Raw genomic sequence first — 15,031 nt, 5'->3', positions numbered from 1 at the left:
CCGGACACCGGCACTACGGTGGGTGCCATGACCCTGAGCATCCGCAACCAGCTCTCCGGCACCGTCACCGCCGTCCAGACCGGCGAGGCGATGGCCACCGTCCGGATCCGGCTGACGGGCGGCCGCGAACTCACCGCCGCCGTCACCCTGGACGCCGCCGAGGACCTCGGCCTCGCACCCGGCTCCCCCGTCCGCGCCCTGGTCAAGTCCACCGAGGTCTCCCTCGCGACGGGCCCCGTCGGGGGCCTGTCGATCCGCAACCAGCTGCCCGGCACGGTCACCGACGTCACCAGCGGCGGCGCCATGGCCACGGTCAGGGTCGCCGTCGAGGACACGGAACTGACCGCCGCCATCACCAAGGACGCCGCCACCGACCTCGCCCTGGCGGCGGGCTCCTCCGTCGTCGCCCTGATCAAGGCCACCGAGGTGGCCGTGGCGACGGCCTGAAACGGATGAGGGCCCCCGAAGCGGGGGCCCTCACTCACCTCAGCGTGCCTCAGTCCTCGTACGCGTCCAGCGGCGGGCACGAGCAGACCAGGTTGCGGTCACCGAAGGCCTGGTCGATCCGGCGCACCGGCGGCCAGTACTTGTCCGCGGCCGACACGCCGGCCGGGAAGACGGCCTCCTCGCGGCTGTAGGCGTGCTTCCACTCCCCGCCGAGCGCACCGGCGGTGTGCGGGGCGTTCCGCAGCGGGTTGTCCTGCGCGGTCCACTCGCCGGAGCCGACCTTCTCGATCTCCGCGCGGATGGCGATCATCGCGTCGCAGAACCGGTCCAGCTCGGCCAGGTCCTCGGACTCGGTCGGCTCGATCATCAGCGTGCCGGCCACCGGGAAGGACATCGTCGGCGCGTGGAAGCCGTAGTCGATGAGCCGCTTGGCGACGTCGTCCACGCTCACGCCGGTCGCCTTGGTCAGCGGGCGCAGGTCGATGATGCACTCGTGCGCGACCAGCCCGCCGGGGCCCGTGTAGAGCACCGGGTAGTGCGGCTCGAGGCGCTTGGCGACGTAGTTCGCGGACAGCACGGCGACCTGCGTGGCCCGCTTCAGGCCCTCGCCGCCCATGAGGCGGACGTACGCCCAGGAGATGGGCAGGATGCCGGCGGAACCCCACGGCGCGGCGGAGACCGGGCCGACACCGGTCTCCGGCCCGGCGGCGGGCTGCAGCGGGTGGTTGGGCAGATACGGCGCGAGGTGCTCGCGGACCGCGACCGGGCCGACGCCGGGACCGCCGCCGCCGTGCGGGATGCAGAACGTCTTGTGCAGGTTCAGGTGGGAGACGTCGCCGCCGAAGTGGCCGGGCTTGGCGACGCCGACCAGCGCGTTGAGGTTGGCGCCGTCGACGTAGACCTGGCCGCCGGCCTCGTGCACCTGGGCGCAGATGTCGGCGACGTGCTCCTCGAACACGCCGTGCGTCGACGGGTAGGTGATCATCAGCACCGCGAGTTCGTCGCGGTACTGCTCGATCTTCGCCCGCAGGTCCTCGACGTCGATCTCGCCGTCCTCGGCGGTCTTGACGACGACGACCTTCATGCCGGCCATCACGGCGCTCGCGGCGTTGGTGCCGTGCGCGGAGGACGGGATGAGGCAGATCGTGCGCTGGTCGTCGCCGTTGGCGCGGTGGTAGCCACGCACGGCCAGCAGACCGGCCAGCTCGCCCTGCGAACCGGCGTTCGGCTGCAGCGAGACCTTGTCGTAGCCGGTGACCTCGGCGAGACGCTCCTCCAGCTCGTGGATGAGCGTGAGGTAGCCCTCGGCCTGCTCGGCGGGAGCGAAGGGGTGCAGCTGACCGAACTCCGGCCAGGTGACCGGCTCCATCTCCGTGGTCGCGTTGAGCTTCATCGTGCAGGAGCCCAGCGGGATCATGCCGCGGTCGAGCGCGTAGTCGCGGTCGGACAGCTTGCGCAGGTAGCGCAGCATCGCGGTCTCGGAGCGGTGCTGGTGGAAGACCGGGTGGGACAGGTAGACGTCGCCGCGCAGCAGGTCCTGCGGCAGCGTGTCCCCGGCGGAGGCGTCCAGCGCCTCGATGTCGCCCTCGACGCCGAAGGCGCTCCACACGGCGGCCAGCTGGTCGCGGGTCGTGGTCTCGTCGCAGGCGAGGGAGACGTGGTCGGCGTCGACGAGGTGCAGGTTGACCCCGTTGTCCCGGGCGGCGGCGACGACCTCTGCGGCCCGCCCGGGCACCCGCGCGGTGACGGTGTCGAAGAAGGCGCCGTGCACGACCTCGACGCCGCCGGCCTTCAGGCCCTCGGCGAGGATCGCGGCGTACCGGTGCGTGCGCCGCGCGATGCCCTTGAGGCCCTCCGGCCCGTGGTACACGGCGTACATGCCGGCCATCACGGCCAGCAGGACCTGCGCGGTGCAGATGTTGCTGGTGGCCTTCTCCCGGCGGATGTGCTGCTCACGCGTCTGCAGCGCCAGCCGGTAGGCCTTGTTCCCGTCCGCGTCCACGGACACGCCCACGAGCCGCCCGGGCAGGCTGCGCGCGAACTTCTCCCGCACGGCCATGTAGCCGGCGTGCGGGCCGCCGAAGCCCATCGGCACACCGAACCGCTGCGTGGTGCCGACCGCGATGTCCGCGCCCAGCTCGCCCGGCGACTTCAGCAGCGTCAGCGCCAGCAGGTCGGCGGCGACGGTGACCAGCGCGCCCAGCTCGTGCGCCTGGTCGATGACCGGCTTGAGGTCGCGTACGGCACCGGAGGCGCCCGGGTACTGGAGCAGCACGCCGTTGATCTCGCGGGCGGCGATGTCGGCCGGAATACCCTCGCTGAGGTCGGCGACGACGACCTCGACGCCGGTCGGCTCGGCCCGGGTCTCGATGACGGCCACGGTCTGCGGCAGCGCGTCCGCGTCGACCAGGAACAGACCCTTCTTGTTCTTGCCCATGCGCAGGGACAGCGCCATCGCCTCGGCGGCCGCCGTGCCCTCGTCGAGCAGGGAGGCGCCGGAGGTCGGCAGACCGGTCAGGTCCGCGACGACGGTCTGGAAGTTGAGCAGCGCCTCGAGACGGCCCTGGGAGATCTCCGGCTGGTAGGGCGTGTACGCCGTGTACCAGGCCGGGTTCTCCATGACGTTGCGCAGGATGACCGGCGGCGTGAAGGTGCCGTAGTAGCCGAGGCCGATCATGGAGCCGAGGACCTGGTTGCGGTCGGCCAGGGAGCGCAGCTCGGCGAGCACCTCGGCCTCACTGCGGGCGTCCGGCAGGTCGAGGGCGTCGGCGTTCTTGATCACATCCGGCACCGCGGCGGCGGTCAGCTCGTCCAGCGAGCCGTACCCGACCTGGGCGAGCATCTTGGCCCGGGCCTCGTGGTCGGGCCCGATGTGGCGCTGCTCGAAGGGAATCCCCTTCTCGAGCTCGGCAAGCGGAATGCGATGGGCGGTCATTGCGGAGGCCTCCTGGTCTGACACGACCTTCGAGGGGCACCACGGCGCGGGTACCCGGACGGCCTCCCCCTCTGTCATCTCGACCTGAGAGCTTCACCGGACGCCCGAGAGCACCCGGCTTTCACCGTCGGTGAGAGCGGGAGCCGTCGACACCCGCCCTGCTTTCCAGAGTGACCTCGTCCGTGCGGTACGTGAGCCTGAGAGATTCCGGGGAGGATTTGCTCCTTCGGCGCCTCCGATGATGTCTGGAGGACTCTCCCGCACGGGGTCAGCAGCCGCTGTCAGCCTACCAGCGAGGTCGACGCCGGAGCCTTCGAGTGGCCGCCATCACCATTGTGCTCTTTCGTAGTGCTTACAACCGTCTTGCGACCAAGTGGAGGGCCCGTGCAGACCGAGATCGATCCGCGCAACCTGATCGGCCGCAAGGCGTTCGACCGCAGCGGCGTGAAGATCGGCACCGTCGACGAGGTCTACCTCGACGACGCGACGGGCGTCCCGGAGTGGGCCGCCATACGAACGGGCCTGTTCAGCCGGGACGCCTTCGTCCCGCTGGAGCCGAGCGAACTGATCGAGGGCGCGCTGCACGTCCCCTTCGAGCGCGCCCTGATCAAGGACGCCCCCGACTTCGGCGTGGGCCGCCACCTCTCCCCGGAACAGGAACTCCAGCTCTACCACCACTACGGCCTCGACATCGCCGCCCCTCCCCCGCTGCAGGATCACGACTTCGGCAAAGTGGCCGGCACGGACGAGATCTGACCCACCCGCCGCGACGCCCGGGCCCGGGCCCGTGCCGCGCCGGGGCGGCCGGCCCGGCGGACCGGCCCGAGCCGACGCCCGGCACGCTCCCTACGCCTTTCACCCCGTCCCACCCCTTCCCTCCGGCGAACCCTCTACGCTGCCGACCGCGGCCGGCACCCGCACGCACCGGGCCGCACGCACCGGGCTACGGGCGCCCCCGTCGTACGGCGGCGCTCGCAGCGGAACCACGTCCGGTCGATGCCCGAAGCCCCCAGCCCCGGGCCCCGGGCGGGCGCGTTCCGCCCGAACCGAGCCTCTGCCAAGGGTGGCTGCCACCCCTCGGCTACGAGTGGACGACGCCTCGACCTACCCGTCACCTGCTTGGCGCCCCCCTGGCCCGGCCCACCCAACCGCCGACGGCTGCGCACCAACACCTGATCCCTCGGTCTCCGCACCCGCCAGGCCACCCTCGCCCGGTCTTCGCCGTACGAGGGGCAGGGGTTCCGTCGGCTCCAGCGCGGGGTCGTCCGTCCGGAAGGTCCGGACCCGGCCCGGGGCAGAGTCCGGTGTCTCGAAACGGACCGTGACCCGGCCGAGGCCGCTGCCCTGGACCCACCCGTGCCCGTACTCGGTGTGCCGCACGTCGTGCCCCGGCAGCCAGGGCCGCTGTGCCGGCTCCGGTTCCTCCGGCGGCGCCGGCGGCGCGTGCGCGGCGTCGTCCTCCTCCGGGCCCTCCGTCCGCGCCCGCTCCCGCTCCCCCGCCGCCTGCGCGAACAGGTCCTCCTGGGTGTAGTCGGCGAGCCCGCTGACGCCGACGCCGAGCAGCCGCACCCCGCCCGTCGTGTCGACCGCCTCCAGCAGCCGCAGCGCCGCCTCCCGAACGACGGCGGGGTCGTCGGTGGGCCCGCGCAGCGTCTCCGACCGGGTCAGCGTGGAGAAGTCGTACCGCCGCACCTTCAGCACGATGGTCCGTCCGGACAGCCCTGCGGCGCGCAGCCGCCGCACGCACCGCTCGGCCAGCCGCTGGACCTCGAGCCCGATCCGCAGCCGGTCGTGGATGTCCACGTCGTAGGTGTCCTCGACGGAGACGGACTTCGCCTCCCGCTCCGCCACCACGGGCCGCTCGTCGTGCGCCATCGCCATGGCGTACAGACCGTGCCCGTGGGCCTTGCCCAGCAGCCGGACCAGCTCGTCCTCACCGGCCTCCACGATCTCGTCGACCGTGGTGATCCCGGACCGCCGCAGATGGTCACCGGTGGCCGGACCGACCCCGGGCAGGGTCCGCACCGACAGCGGCCCGAGCATCGCCCGCTCGGTCCCCGGCTCGATCAGCACCAGTCCGTCCGGCTTGGCCTGCTCCGAGGCGATCTTGGCGAGCATCTTGGACGCGGCGAGCCCCACCGACCCGGTCAGCCCGGTGACCGCCCTGATGTCCCCGCGCAGCTTCAGCCCCGCCCGCTGTGCCGACTCGCTGTCCCAGGCGACTCCCCCGGCCTCCAGGTCCACGAACGCCTCGTCCAGGCTGAGCGGCTCCACCAGCGGCGACAGCGCCCGCAACAGCCCCATCACCTGCTCGCTGATCGCCCGGTAGAAGGCGAAGCGCGGCGTGAGGTACGCGGCGTTCGGCGCCAGCCGCCGGGCCTGGGCCGTGGGCATCGCCGAATGGACCCCGAACACCCGCGCCTCGTACGAGGCGGTGGCCACCACACCGCGGGGCCCCAGCCCGCCGACGACGACGGCTTTCCCGCGCAGGCTGGGCTTGGACGCCTGCTCCGCCGACGCGAAGAAGGCATCCATGTCCAGATGCAGAATCGTGGGCGCGGTCCTCACATGTCCGATCCTGCACCACACCACTGACAACGCCGCTCCCAGGCGGCCGAGCGGCACCGCCGCCCGCGCGGCCGGGCCCCGCCCGCGCGATGGCCCCGGTCAGACCGCCCGGTTGCGCCGCCGCGCCAGCTCGTCCGCGGGGTTGTTCCCGATGAGGGTCTCCCCGGTGTCGACGCGCTCCCCGTGCAGCTGCGACAGCGCGTGCTCCACATCCCGCCACACCACGCCGACGGCGATGCCGAAAATGCCCTGCCCGCCCTGCAGGAGGGCGTGCACCTCGTCGGGCGAGGTGCACTCGTAGACGGTCGCGCCGTCGCTGAGCAGCGTCATGCGCTCCAGGTCGCTGAATCCCCGCTCGCGCAGGTGCTGGACGGCGGTGCGGATGTTCTGCAGCGACACCCCGGTGTCGAGGAACCGCTTGACGATCTTCAGGACGACGACGTCCCGGAAGCTGTACAGGCGCTGCGTTCCCGAACCGTGGGCCGGGCGCACGCTCGGTTCGACGAGTCCGGTGCGGGCCCAGTAGTCGAGTTGCCGGTAGGTGATCCCGGCGGCCGCGCAGGCCGTCGGACCCCGGTAGCCGATCTCCTCGGACGCCATGGACGTCGCCTCTCCGCCGCTCGGCACGGCCGTCGGTCGCTGCGGAGCGTGATCGGCCGCACTGCCGGGATGGGGACACCCGCTGCTCGAACGCAGCCGAGAGCCAGGGGAAGGAAGGGGACCGCTCCCGCCGAAACCGCGTTCGGGGGCACCCCCGGCCCAACCGCCGCCGCTGCTTCCCACGCCGACCTCCGTCCTCGACCTGCCTTCTCGAAGGTAGGCAGCCACCAGGGGTGCGTCAACGACCGCCACACTCGGCACGCCGAGTGATAATCACCCTGAGAGTGGTTTCCCGTACCCCACCGCGGGGAAAGGCTAGCCGAATGCGCTCGGGACAGGGCGTAGGACGCTCTCACGCGCCATCGGCACATGCCGTCATTGTCGACCGCCGCGCCGCGTACCGCGACCTGCGCGGACCGGACCTCCCGGCCCGCGCCGGCCCCCGTCTCCCACGGGCTACTGGCTGCTGCTCCCGAAGTCCTCCGGTGAGATCTGGTCGAGGAACTCGCGGAACTTCTCGACCTCGTCCTCCTGCTCGTCCGGAATGGCGATGCCCGCGTCGTCGAGCACCGCGTCACTGCCGTAGATCGGCGTGCCGGTGCGCAGCGCCAGCGCTATGGCATCGGACGGACGGGCGCTCACCTCGACCCCGCTGGCGAAGACCAGCTCGGCGTAGAAGACGCCCTCACGCAGGTCCGTGATGCGTACTTCGGTGAGTTCCTGGCCGACGGCCTCCAGCACGTCCTTGAACAGGTCGTGGGTCAGCGGCCGCGCGGGGGCCATGCCCTGCTGGGCGAAGGCGATCGCCGTCGCCTCCCCTGGCCCGATCCAGATGGGGAGGTAACGGTCGCCTCCCACTTCGCGCAGGAGCACGATCGGTTGGTTGGAGGGCATTTCGACCCGGACACCTACGACATCGAGCTCGTTCACACAGCAACCCTAGGCCGTGCCCGGGATGTTTGGGTAGTCGAGCCGGTAACGCATGGACGATCATCACATCCCGCGCCCGCCCGGCTCAGGGCAGCCGCACCCCGAGAGCGGTCTGCACCAGCGCCGCGTGCAGCTTCACCGCCAGGTCCGCCAGCTCTCTGGTCCGGTCCTCGGCGTGGGCCCTGGTCTGCGGGTTGCGGTGGCGCTTGAGCGGGGCCACCACCTGCTCCACGAGCCCCGCCTCCCGGTCGGCGGCGGCCTTCATCACCCGCAGATGACGCGGCTCGATCCCGAACCGGCCGAGCTGGACGATCAGCGAGGCCACCGTGATCACCTCGGCGTCGTACAGGCCCTCCTCCAGCGGAGCGATCAGGCCGTACGACTCCCACTCCTGAAGTTCCTGCTCGCCGATCCCGGCAGCGGCCAGCAGCTCGGAACGGCCGACGCGGGCCACGGTGTGTTCCTCGGGCACCTCACGCAGCTGCTCGCCGTCCCGCTGCCGGCCGAGCGTCGGCAGCCGGACACTCTCCCCGCGCTCCAGGGCGTCCAGGTGCTCGCGGATCACCTTCAGCGGCAGATAGTGGTCACGCTGCATCCGCAGCACCCGGCCGAGGCGCTCGACGTCCTGCGCGCTGAACTTGCGGTACCCCGAGGGGGTCCGCCGCGGCTCGATCAGCCCCTCCGACTCCAGGAAACGGATCTTGGAGATGGTGACCTCGGGGAACTCGTCGCGCAGCATGTTCAGCACGGTGCCGATGCTCATCAGCCCACTGTCCGCCGCGGCGGTGCCGTGGCCGGCACCGCCGCCCGGTGTTCGAAGCATGGACCTTCCCTGGGGGTGCCCCCGGACTCAGTCCGAGGGAGGGTCAGTAGCCCCGCTGGCTCGCGTAGAAGACCAGCCGGTACTTGCCGATCTGCACCTCGTCGCCGTTGTGCAGGGCGACCTGGTCGATGCGCTCACGGTTGACGTAGGTGCCGTTGAGGCTGCCCACGTCGGCGACCGTGAACGTGCCGTCCGGGCTGCGCCGGAACTCCACGTGGCGCCGCGAGACCGTGACGTCGTCCAGGAAGATGTCGCTCTGCGGGTGACGGCCGGCCGTGGTCAGCTCACCGTCCAGCAGGAAGCGGCTGCCCTGGTTCGGCCCGCGGCGCACCACCAGCAGCGCGGAACCCAGCGGCAGCGCGTCCACGGCCGCCTGCGCCTCCGGGGACAGCGCAGGAAGCTGCGTCTGACCGGTGACCTCGGCGTCGTAGGCCTCGATGCCGGAGATGGAGATCGTGGACGTCGTCTCGGAGGCGCGCTCCGGCACCGCCCCCGCACGCAGCGGCGCGCCGCAGTTGTTGCAGAAGCGGCTGTTCTCCGCGTTGCGGTGACCGCACCTCGTGCACACCAGGGCCGACATGGACGGATCCTCCTGCCGCGGCTGCCCCGCCGGGGCATGGGACGCGTACGGGTCGGACGAGAACCCTCCACCCGTACCTGAGGTTGACGGTTGGCCGAAACCTATGCCGCCGGCCTGGGCAGGGTCAACCGACGGCGCGCCCTGCCCTCCGGAAATGCCACCGCCCGGACCAGCCACCTGGTCCCGGAACAGCGGACGCTGTGCCTCTTCCTCCGGCTGGGCGCGATGGCGAGCGGTCGCGTTGCTGTCGCTGCCCTCTCGCGCGCTCTTGCCGAACAACCTCGCAAACAACTTCACGGGCGATTCCCCTTGACCGAAACAGACCCGCCCGTGGGGCAGGACGAACCCTGACTGAACACACCGGTCGACCCGGACATCCTCACAACGTCCGTATCCACCAAACAGTTTCCACCACGCACCACCCCTTCGGTGCGCCGACCCCCCGCAACCTCATGCCCTCGTGCGACGCCCCGCATGCACCACCGGTTCACTGGGAGGACGACCGAGCGTAGTCAGGCTGCTTCGCCGCTCGCAAGGCGTCCACGACGATCTTGCTCGATCGCTCGACCGTCACGGTGGCCTGCTCCTTCTCCAGGGTCTGCACCACGCCTCCAGGGATGTTGAGCGCCGGTTCCAGGTCCTGCGGCTTGCCGATGACCTTGAAACGATAGGGCGCGGTGATCTTGTTCCCGTCGACGCTCACACTCTTGCCCGAGTCCGTCAGATAGGTACCGGCCACCACCCGTACGTCGTTCACCTGGATCGCCTCCGCGCCCGCCGCGCGCAGCTCCTGGATCGCGTCGAGCAGCATGTCGGCCTGGACCGTCCCCTTCGTGTCGTCGACGGTCATCGTGATGCCGGGGCCCTGCGCCGCCACCGTGCCCGCCAGAATGCCCAGTTGCCGTTCCTTCTCCACCGTCTGCTTGCGGGCCTCCTCGGCCTGGTCGGAGCTGCTCTCCAGCTCCTGGCGCTGCTTGTCGAGCCCCTGCTTCTCGTCCTCAAGACGCTGGGTGCGGTCGTCGAGTTCATCGAGGATCCGGACAAGATCCTCCTGCCGGGCACCGCGCAGCGCGCTGTCGCTGTCGCTGTTGGAGGCGACCTGGACGGCGAGCCCGAAGCCCAGACCGAAGAGCAGCACGGCCACGATCAGTTGGGCCCGCGTGACACGCGGCGGCCACAGCCCCTTCACGAGCCGCTGCCGGCCGCTCGCCTCACCGCGCGGCGCGGCCCCGGCGCCGTCGCCGGCCCTGGGCCCCTGCGCCGGCACCTCTTCGGGCAGCTCCCGGCGCAGTGAATTCTCGGGGACCCCGGGCTGTTCGCCCTTGTTTCCGGTGTTTCCGGGTGTCTCGTCCTCGTTGCTCATCGCTCTCACGCCCGGAACACGTGCCGTCGGATCGCCGCAGCGTTGGAGAAGATCCGGATACCGAGCACGACGACGACACCCGTGGAGAGCTGCGCGCCCACGCCCAGCTTGTCCCCGAGGAACACGATCAGCGCAGCCACCACCACGTTCGACAGGAACGACACCACGAAGACCTTGTCGTCGAAGATGCCGTCGAGCATGGCCCGCAGGCCGCCGAAGACGGCGTCCAGCGCCGCCACGACGGCGATCGGCAGATACGGCTCGACGACCGCCGGAACCTCCGGCCGGACCAACAGGCCGGCCACGACTCCCACGACGAGGCCCAGTACGGCGATCACGATGTGCCCTTCTCAGTCTTTCCCGTGTCCGGTTTTCCCGTGTCCGGCTGTGCTGTACGTACGATCACGCTCGGTGCGGCGGGCAGCTGGAGGTCGCTCTGCACGGAGATGCTGGTACGGATGCCGTAGTTCTCCTGCAGGGCGTTCAGATACAGCCCGTCCGCGCTGTCCTGGAACCGCGTGCTGAGCTGCTCACCATCCCCCACCGCCAGCACCGTGTACGGCGGCACCAACGGCTTGTTGTCGACCAGTATCGCGTCCCCCGCGGCGCGGATCGCGGACAGTGCCGTCAGCCGCTGTCCGTTGATCGCCACGGCCTCGGCGCCGGACGCCCACAGGCCGTTGACCACCCGCTGCATGTCCCGGTCGCGGACGCGGCCCGTGTCGGAGAACCCGCTGGTCTCCCGCGGGTTGCCGGCCTGGCCCGAAGTGGCTTCCTTGGCGTCGTCGACGACCAGTTTCACCCCCGGGCCGTGCACCGCGCTCGCCCCGGACAGGACGCCCACGAGTTCCGCCTGGTCGCCGCCCCCGCTCGTCTTCAGCGCCTCGCGCTGCCGTGCGCTCACGTCGTCACGCAGCTTGTCGACGGCGCCCTCGAGGTCGTCGGCCGTCTTCGTCTCCCGGTCGATCCGGTCGATCAGCTCCTGGCGCTCCTTGGCGACGACCGGCGCCGCCACACGCGCCTGTGCGGCGCCGACGGTCACCACGAGCGCCGCTAGTACCAGCCCGGCGGCCAGCCCCAGCTTCGCCCTGAGCGTCTTCGGCAGGCCCCCCGAGCCGACCGCCGCCTTACGGGCGGCGGCCTCCGCATAGCCGTCGTCGAGGCTGTGGTCCATGACGTTGGTGAGCAGCGACATGGACGCGTCCGGCCGCGACGGTGGCGTACGAGTGCTCCGAACGGGGGGCTGCTGCGGCATGCCGCACATCGTCGCACGTCGCGACGGATTCCTCCGAATGGCCCCACCGGCGTGCCGGACAGGCCCCCGTTGGGGGTACTTGTCCGGCACGCGCGTGTGGGGTCGCGGTTACCGTCCGGCGCTGTCCACGACGGCCGCCCACTCGTCCAGCAGGGCCTGCGCGGAGGCGTCGTCGGGGCCTTCCGCCCACAGGTGGGTGACCGCCTCGGCCGGGTCGGGCAGCACCATCACCCAGCGCCCGTCGGCCTCCACCACGCGCACCCCGTCCGTGGTGTCCACGGAGCGGTCTCCGGCCGCCTCGACGACCCGCCGCATCACGAGTCCCTTGACGGCCCACGGGGTCGCCAGATCGCGCTTGAGCACGTGTGCCCGCGGAATCCGCGCGTCGATCTGGCTGAGCGTGAGCTGCGTCCGCGCCACCAGACCGATCAGCCGTACGAAGGCGGCCGTACCGTCGTAGACGCTGCTGAACTCGGGGACGATGAAGCCGCCCTTGCCGTCACCACCGAAGATGGTGCCCTCCTCGCCGCCGACCCGCGTCAGGTCGTCCGGGGAGGTGGTCGTCCACTCCACCTGGGTGCCGTGGTACGCGGCCACCTGCTCCGCGATCCGCGTGGTGGTCACCGGAAGCGCCACCCGGCCGCTGCGCCGTTCTGCGGCGATCAGGTCGAGCATCACCAGCAGGGCCCGGTCGTCCTCGATGATCCGGCCCTTCTCGTCGACCAGCGACAGCCGCTCGCCGACCGGGTCGAACCGCACACCGAACGCGGCACCCGAGGACGCCACGATCTCGCCGAGCCGCACCAGCCCCGCCCGGCGCATCTCCGTCGTCTCGGTGGGCCGGGACTCGTCGAGACCGGGATTGATCGTCAGCGAGTCCACGCCGAGCTTGCCGAGCAGGCTGGGCAGCACCAGGCCGGCGCTGCCGTTGGAGGCGTCCACGACGACCTTGAGGCCCGACTCGGCGATGCCGGTCGTGTCCACGTTCCGCAGCAGCGAGCCCGTATAGGAGTCGAAGACGCTGGCCGGGAAGTGCAGGTCACCGATCTCACCGGGGAACGCGCGCCGGTACTCCTGCCGCGCGAACACCCGGTCCAGCTTGCGCTGACCTCCTTGCGAGAGATCGGCGCCCTGCGAGTCGAAGAACATGATGTCGACCGAGTCCGGCACCCCGGGCGTCGTCCGGATCATGATGCCGCCCGCGCTGCCCCGAGCGGTCTGCTGGCGCGCCACCGGCAGCGGCACGTTCTCCAGGTCGCGTACGTCCATGGCGCTGGCCTGCAGCGCGGAGATCACCGCCCGCTTCAGCGCCCGGGCACCACGGGAGTGGTCGCGGGCCGTGGTGACCGTGGAGCCCTTCTTGAGGGTCGTGGCGTACGCGCCGGCGAGTCTGACGGCGAGCTCCGGCGTGATCTCCACGTTCAGGATGCCGGAGACACCTCGGGCCCCGAAGAGGTGCGCCTGCCCGCGGGACTCCCAGATGACCGACTGGTTGACGAAGGCACCGGCCTCGATCGTCTTGAACGGGTAGACCCGCACATTGCCCTGCACGATCGATTCTTCGCCGACCAGGCACTCGTCACCGATGACGGCCCCGTCCTCGATACGAGCGGCCCGCATGATGTCGGTGTTCTTGCCCACGACACATCCGCGCAGATTGCTGTGCTGCCCGACGTAGACGTTGTCGTGCACGACGGCCTTGTGCAGGAAGGCCCCGCTCTTGACGACGACGTTGGAGCCCACCACGGTGTGCTCGCGGATCTCGGCGCCGGCTTCCACCTTGGCGTAGTCACCGATGTACAGCGGCCCGCGCAGGACAGAGTCCGGGTGCACTTCGGCGCCCTCCGCGACCCACACGCCCGGCGAGATCTCGAAACCGTCGATGTCGACGTCGACCTTGCCTTCGAGGACGTCGGCCTGCGCCTTCACATAGCTCTCGTGCGTGCCGACGTCCTCCCAGTAGCCCTCGGCGACGAAGCCGTAGATCGGCTTGCCGTCCTTCATGAGCTGCGGGAAGACGTCACCGGACCAGTCGACGGGCACATCGGGCTCGACGTAGTTGAACACCTCGGGCTCCATGACGTAGATGCCCGTGTTCACGGTGTCCGAGAAGACCTGGCCCCAGGTCGGCTTCTCCAGGAAGCGCTCGACCTTGCCTTCCTCGTCGACGATGGTGATGCCGAATTCCAGCGGATTGGGCACACGGGTGAGGCAGACCGTGACCATCGCGCCCTTTTCCTTGTGGAAATTGATCAGCTCGGTGAGGTCGAAGTCGGTCAGTGCGTCACCGGAGATGACGAGAAAGGCATCGTCCTTCAATGCCTCTTCGGCGTTCTTGACACTTCCGGCGGTACCGAGTGGCTTCTCCTCATTGGCATAGGTGAGCTCCATGCCGAGCTCTTCACCGTCACCGAAGTAGTTCTTGACCAGTGACGCCAGGAACTGCACTGTTACGACGGTCTCATTGAGCCCATGCCTTTTGAGCAGCCGCAGCACATGCTCCATGATCGGTCGGTTGGCGACCGGCAGGAGCGGCTTGGGCATGCTTGAGGTCATGGGGCGAAGGCGCGTGCCTTCGCCTCCGGCCATCACGACGGCCTTCATGTCGGAAGCGTCCTCCTCTAAAGACGACGGTCTGGCCGACTACTCCCCTCCAGATTCTCCCGTACTTTTCCGGAGCGGGCCATCGGGGACCGCGGTCGCCGTCGACAGCGGGAGGAGTCAGTCGGCCGTGGCATCCGCTCGGACCAGGCGGCGGACTTGTACCACGTAGAGGACTCCTGCCCACCAGTACAGCGTTGTACCCCATCCGGCGAACGCCCATCCGAAAATAGCAGCGAGTGACGGCAGCCAGCCCGATCCGTCACTGAGCAGCAGCAGCGGGAAGGCGTACATCAGGTTGAAGGTCGCGGCCTTGCCGAGGAAGTTCACCTGCGGCGGCGGATAGCCGTGCCGGCGCAGGATGCCCACCATCACCAGGAGAACCAGCTCGCGCGCGAGCAGTACAGCGGTCAACCAGAGGGGCAGAATCTCGCGCCAGGTGAGGCCGACGAGGGTGGAGAGGATATAGAGCCGGTCGGCCGCCGGGTCGAGCAGCCGGCCGAGGCTGCTGATCTGGTTCCAGCGCCGCGCGAGCTTCCCGTCCAGATAGTCACTGACACCACTCAGGGCCAGCACGAGAAGTGCCCAGCCGTCGCTCTTCGGGCCGCCGAACTCGGGCCGCAGGATGAGCCACAGGAACACGGGCACGCCGACGAGCCGCGCCATGCTGAGGATGTTGGGGATGGTGAGGACCCGGTCCGTCTGAACACGAGTCTCCTGGACCTCCACCCGGGGGCCTCCAGTAGAAAATGAGCCAACGATGCCCCCTGACCCTACCTCAACGCAAAAAAGCTCTGGCTCTTGGGCTGTATACCCAAGAGCCAGAGCTCCAATAATTGTTCGGCGGCGTCCTACTCTCCCACAGGGTCCCCCCTGCAGTACCATCGGCGCTGTAAGGCTTAGCTTCCGGGTTCGGAATGTAACCGGGC

At 70.2% G+C, this 15,031-nt stretch carries 13 protein-coding genes, 1 rRNA gene and 1 riboswitch; of the genes, 2 read left to right on the top strand and 12 right to left on the bottom strand.

Annotation, left to right across the window (positions count from 1 at the left end):
• Window positions 1-27 precede the first annotated feature (27 nt).
• Window positions 28-447: a TOBE domain-containing protein gene (locus AC0B9F_RS33020; protein ID WP_472008764.1), complete on the top strand. Its 420-nt coding sequence runs from the start codon at window positions 28-30 to the stop codon at window positions 445-447.
• Between the two features lie 49 nt (window positions 448-496).
• Here the strand turns inward: AC0B9F_RS33020 and gcvP are convergent, their stop codons facing one another.
• On the bottom strand, window positions 497-3,382 hold the full coding sequence (gene gcvP / locus AC0B9F_RS33015) for an aminomethyl-transferring glycine dehydrogenase (protein WP_472008762.1): 2,886 nt from the start codon (window positions 3,380-3,382) through the stop codon (window positions 497-499).
• 175 nt (window positions 3,383-3,557) lie between these two features.
• Window positions 3,558-3,653: riboswitch (glycine riboswitch) on the bottom strand.
• Between the two features lie 113 nt (window positions 3,654-3,766).
• On the opposite strand from gcvP, the gene AC0B9F_RS33010 reads away from it, so the two are divergent.
• Complete coding sequence (locus tag AC0B9F_RS33010) at window positions 3,767-4,138, top strand: PRC-barrel domain-containing protein (RefSeq protein ID WP_472008761.1); 372 nt, start codon at window positions 3,767-3,769, stop codon at window positions 4,136-4,138.
• A 348-nt stretch (window positions 4,139-4,486) separates the two neighbouring features.
• On the opposite strand, the gene AC0B9F_RS33005 is transcribed toward AC0B9F_RS33010, so the two are convergent.
• The 11 genes from AC0B9F_RS33005 to rrf form a co-directional block, all read right to left on the bottom strand.
• On the bottom strand, window positions 4,487-5,950 hold the full coding sequence (locus AC0B9F_RS33005; protein ID WP_472008759.1) for a DNA polymerase IV: 1,464 nt from the start codon (window positions 5,948-5,950) through the stop codon (window positions 4,487-4,489).
• Between the two features lie 99 nt (window positions 5,951-6,049).
• On the bottom strand, window positions 6,050-6,733 hold the full coding sequence (locus tag AC0B9F_RS33000) for a MerR family transcriptional regulator (RefSeq protein WP_472008757.1): 684 nt from the start codon (window positions 6,731-6,733) through the stop codon (window positions 6,050-6,052).
• A gap of 273 nt (window positions 6,734-7,006) precedes the next feature.
• Entirely contained in the window at window positions 7,007-7,480 is a 474-nt protein-coding gene (locus AC0B9F_RS32995; protein ID WP_363265694.1) for a bifunctional nuclease family protein, read from the bottom strand.
• Between the two features lie 85 nt (window positions 7,481-7,565).
• Window positions 7,566-8,303 (bottom strand): transcriptional regulator FtsR, encoded by a 738-nt coding sequence (gene ftsR / locus AC0B9F_RS32990; protein ID WP_472008756.1) that lies wholly within the window; start codon window positions 8,301-8,303, stop codon window positions 7,566-7,568.
• Between the two features lie 43 nt (window positions 8,304-8,346).
• Window positions 8,347-9,180 (bottom strand): FHA domain-containing protein, encoded by an 834-nt coding sequence (locus tag AC0B9F_RS32985; RefSeq protein WP_472008755.1) that lies wholly within the window; start codon window positions 9,178-9,180, stop codon window positions 8,347-8,349.
• A 190-nt stretch (window positions 9,181-9,370) separates the two neighbouring features.
• The gene (locus tag AC0B9F_RS32980) at window positions 9,371-10,246 is read right to left on the bottom strand and encodes a DUF881 domain-containing protein (RefSeq protein ID WP_472008753.1); all 876 of its coding nucleotides are present in this window, start codon (window positions 10,244-10,246) and stop codon (window positions 9,371-9,373) included.
• Between the two features lie 5 nt (window positions 10,247-10,251).
• Complete coding sequence (locus AC0B9F_RS32975; protein ID WP_003988855.1) at window positions 10,252-10,584, bottom strand: small basic family protein; 333 nt, start codon at window positions 10,582-10,584, stop codon at window positions 10,252-10,254.
• Window positions 10,581-11,501, bottom strand: coding sequence for a DUF881 domain-containing protein (locus tag AC0B9F_RS32970; protein WP_472008752.1), 921 nt, complete (start codon window positions 11,499-11,501; stop codon window positions 10,581-10,583). The genes AC0B9F_RS32975 and AC0B9F_RS32970 overlap by 4 nt, the downstream gene beginning before the upstream one ends.
• A gap of 108 nt (window positions 11,502-11,609) precedes the next feature.
• Window positions 11,610-14,105, bottom strand: coding sequence for a sugar phosphate nucleotidyltransferase (locus tag AC0B9F_RS32965; RefSeq protein WP_472008750.1), 2,496 nt, complete (start codon window positions 14,103-14,105; stop codon window positions 11,610-11,612).
• Between the two features lie 117 nt (window positions 14,106-14,222).
• Complete coding sequence (locus tag AC0B9F_RS32960; protein WP_472008748.1) at window positions 14,223-14,831, bottom strand: CDP-alcohol phosphatidyltransferase family protein; 609 nt, start codon at window positions 14,829-14,831, stop codon at window positions 14,223-14,225.
• A 109-nt stretch (window positions 14,832-14,940) separates the two neighbouring features.
• Window positions 14,941-15,031, bottom strand: a 5S ribosomal RNA gene (gene rrf, locus AC0B9F_RS32955); the annotation flags it as partial.

The sequence above is a fragment of the Streptomyces sp. NPDC097129 genome, assembly GCF_055668065.1.
Note: the sequence above shows the minus strand (reverse complement) of the source record. Positions and strands in the feature narration are given on the sequence as shown.

Excerpts from the sequence above, each read along its gene's own strand:
- AC0B9F_RS33020 (WP_472008764.1), top strand. The coding sequence starts at position 28 with ATGACCCTGAGCATCCGCAACCAGCTCTCCGGCACCGTCACCGCCGTC.
- gcvP (WP_472008762.1), bottom strand. The coding sequence starts at position 3,382 with ATGACCGCCCATCGCATTCCGCTTGCCGAGCTCGAGAAGGGGATTCCC.
- ftsR (WP_472008756.1), bottom strand. The coding sequence starts at position 8,303 with ATGCTTCGAACACCGGGCGGCGGTGCCGGCCACGGCACCGCCGCGGCG.
- AC0B9F_RS32980 (WP_472008753.1), bottom strand. The coding sequence starts at position 10,246 with ATGAGCAACGAGGACGAGACACCCGGAAACACCGGAAACAAGGGCGAA.
- AC0B9F_RS32970 (WP_472008752.1), bottom strand. The coding sequence starts at position 11,501 with ATGCCGCAGCAGCCCCCCGTTCGGAGCACTCGTACGCCACCGTCGCGG.
- AC0B9F_RS32965 (WP_472008750.1), bottom strand. The coding sequence starts at position 14,105 with ATGAAGGCCGTCGTGATGGCCGGAGGCGAAGGCACGCGCCTTCGCCCC.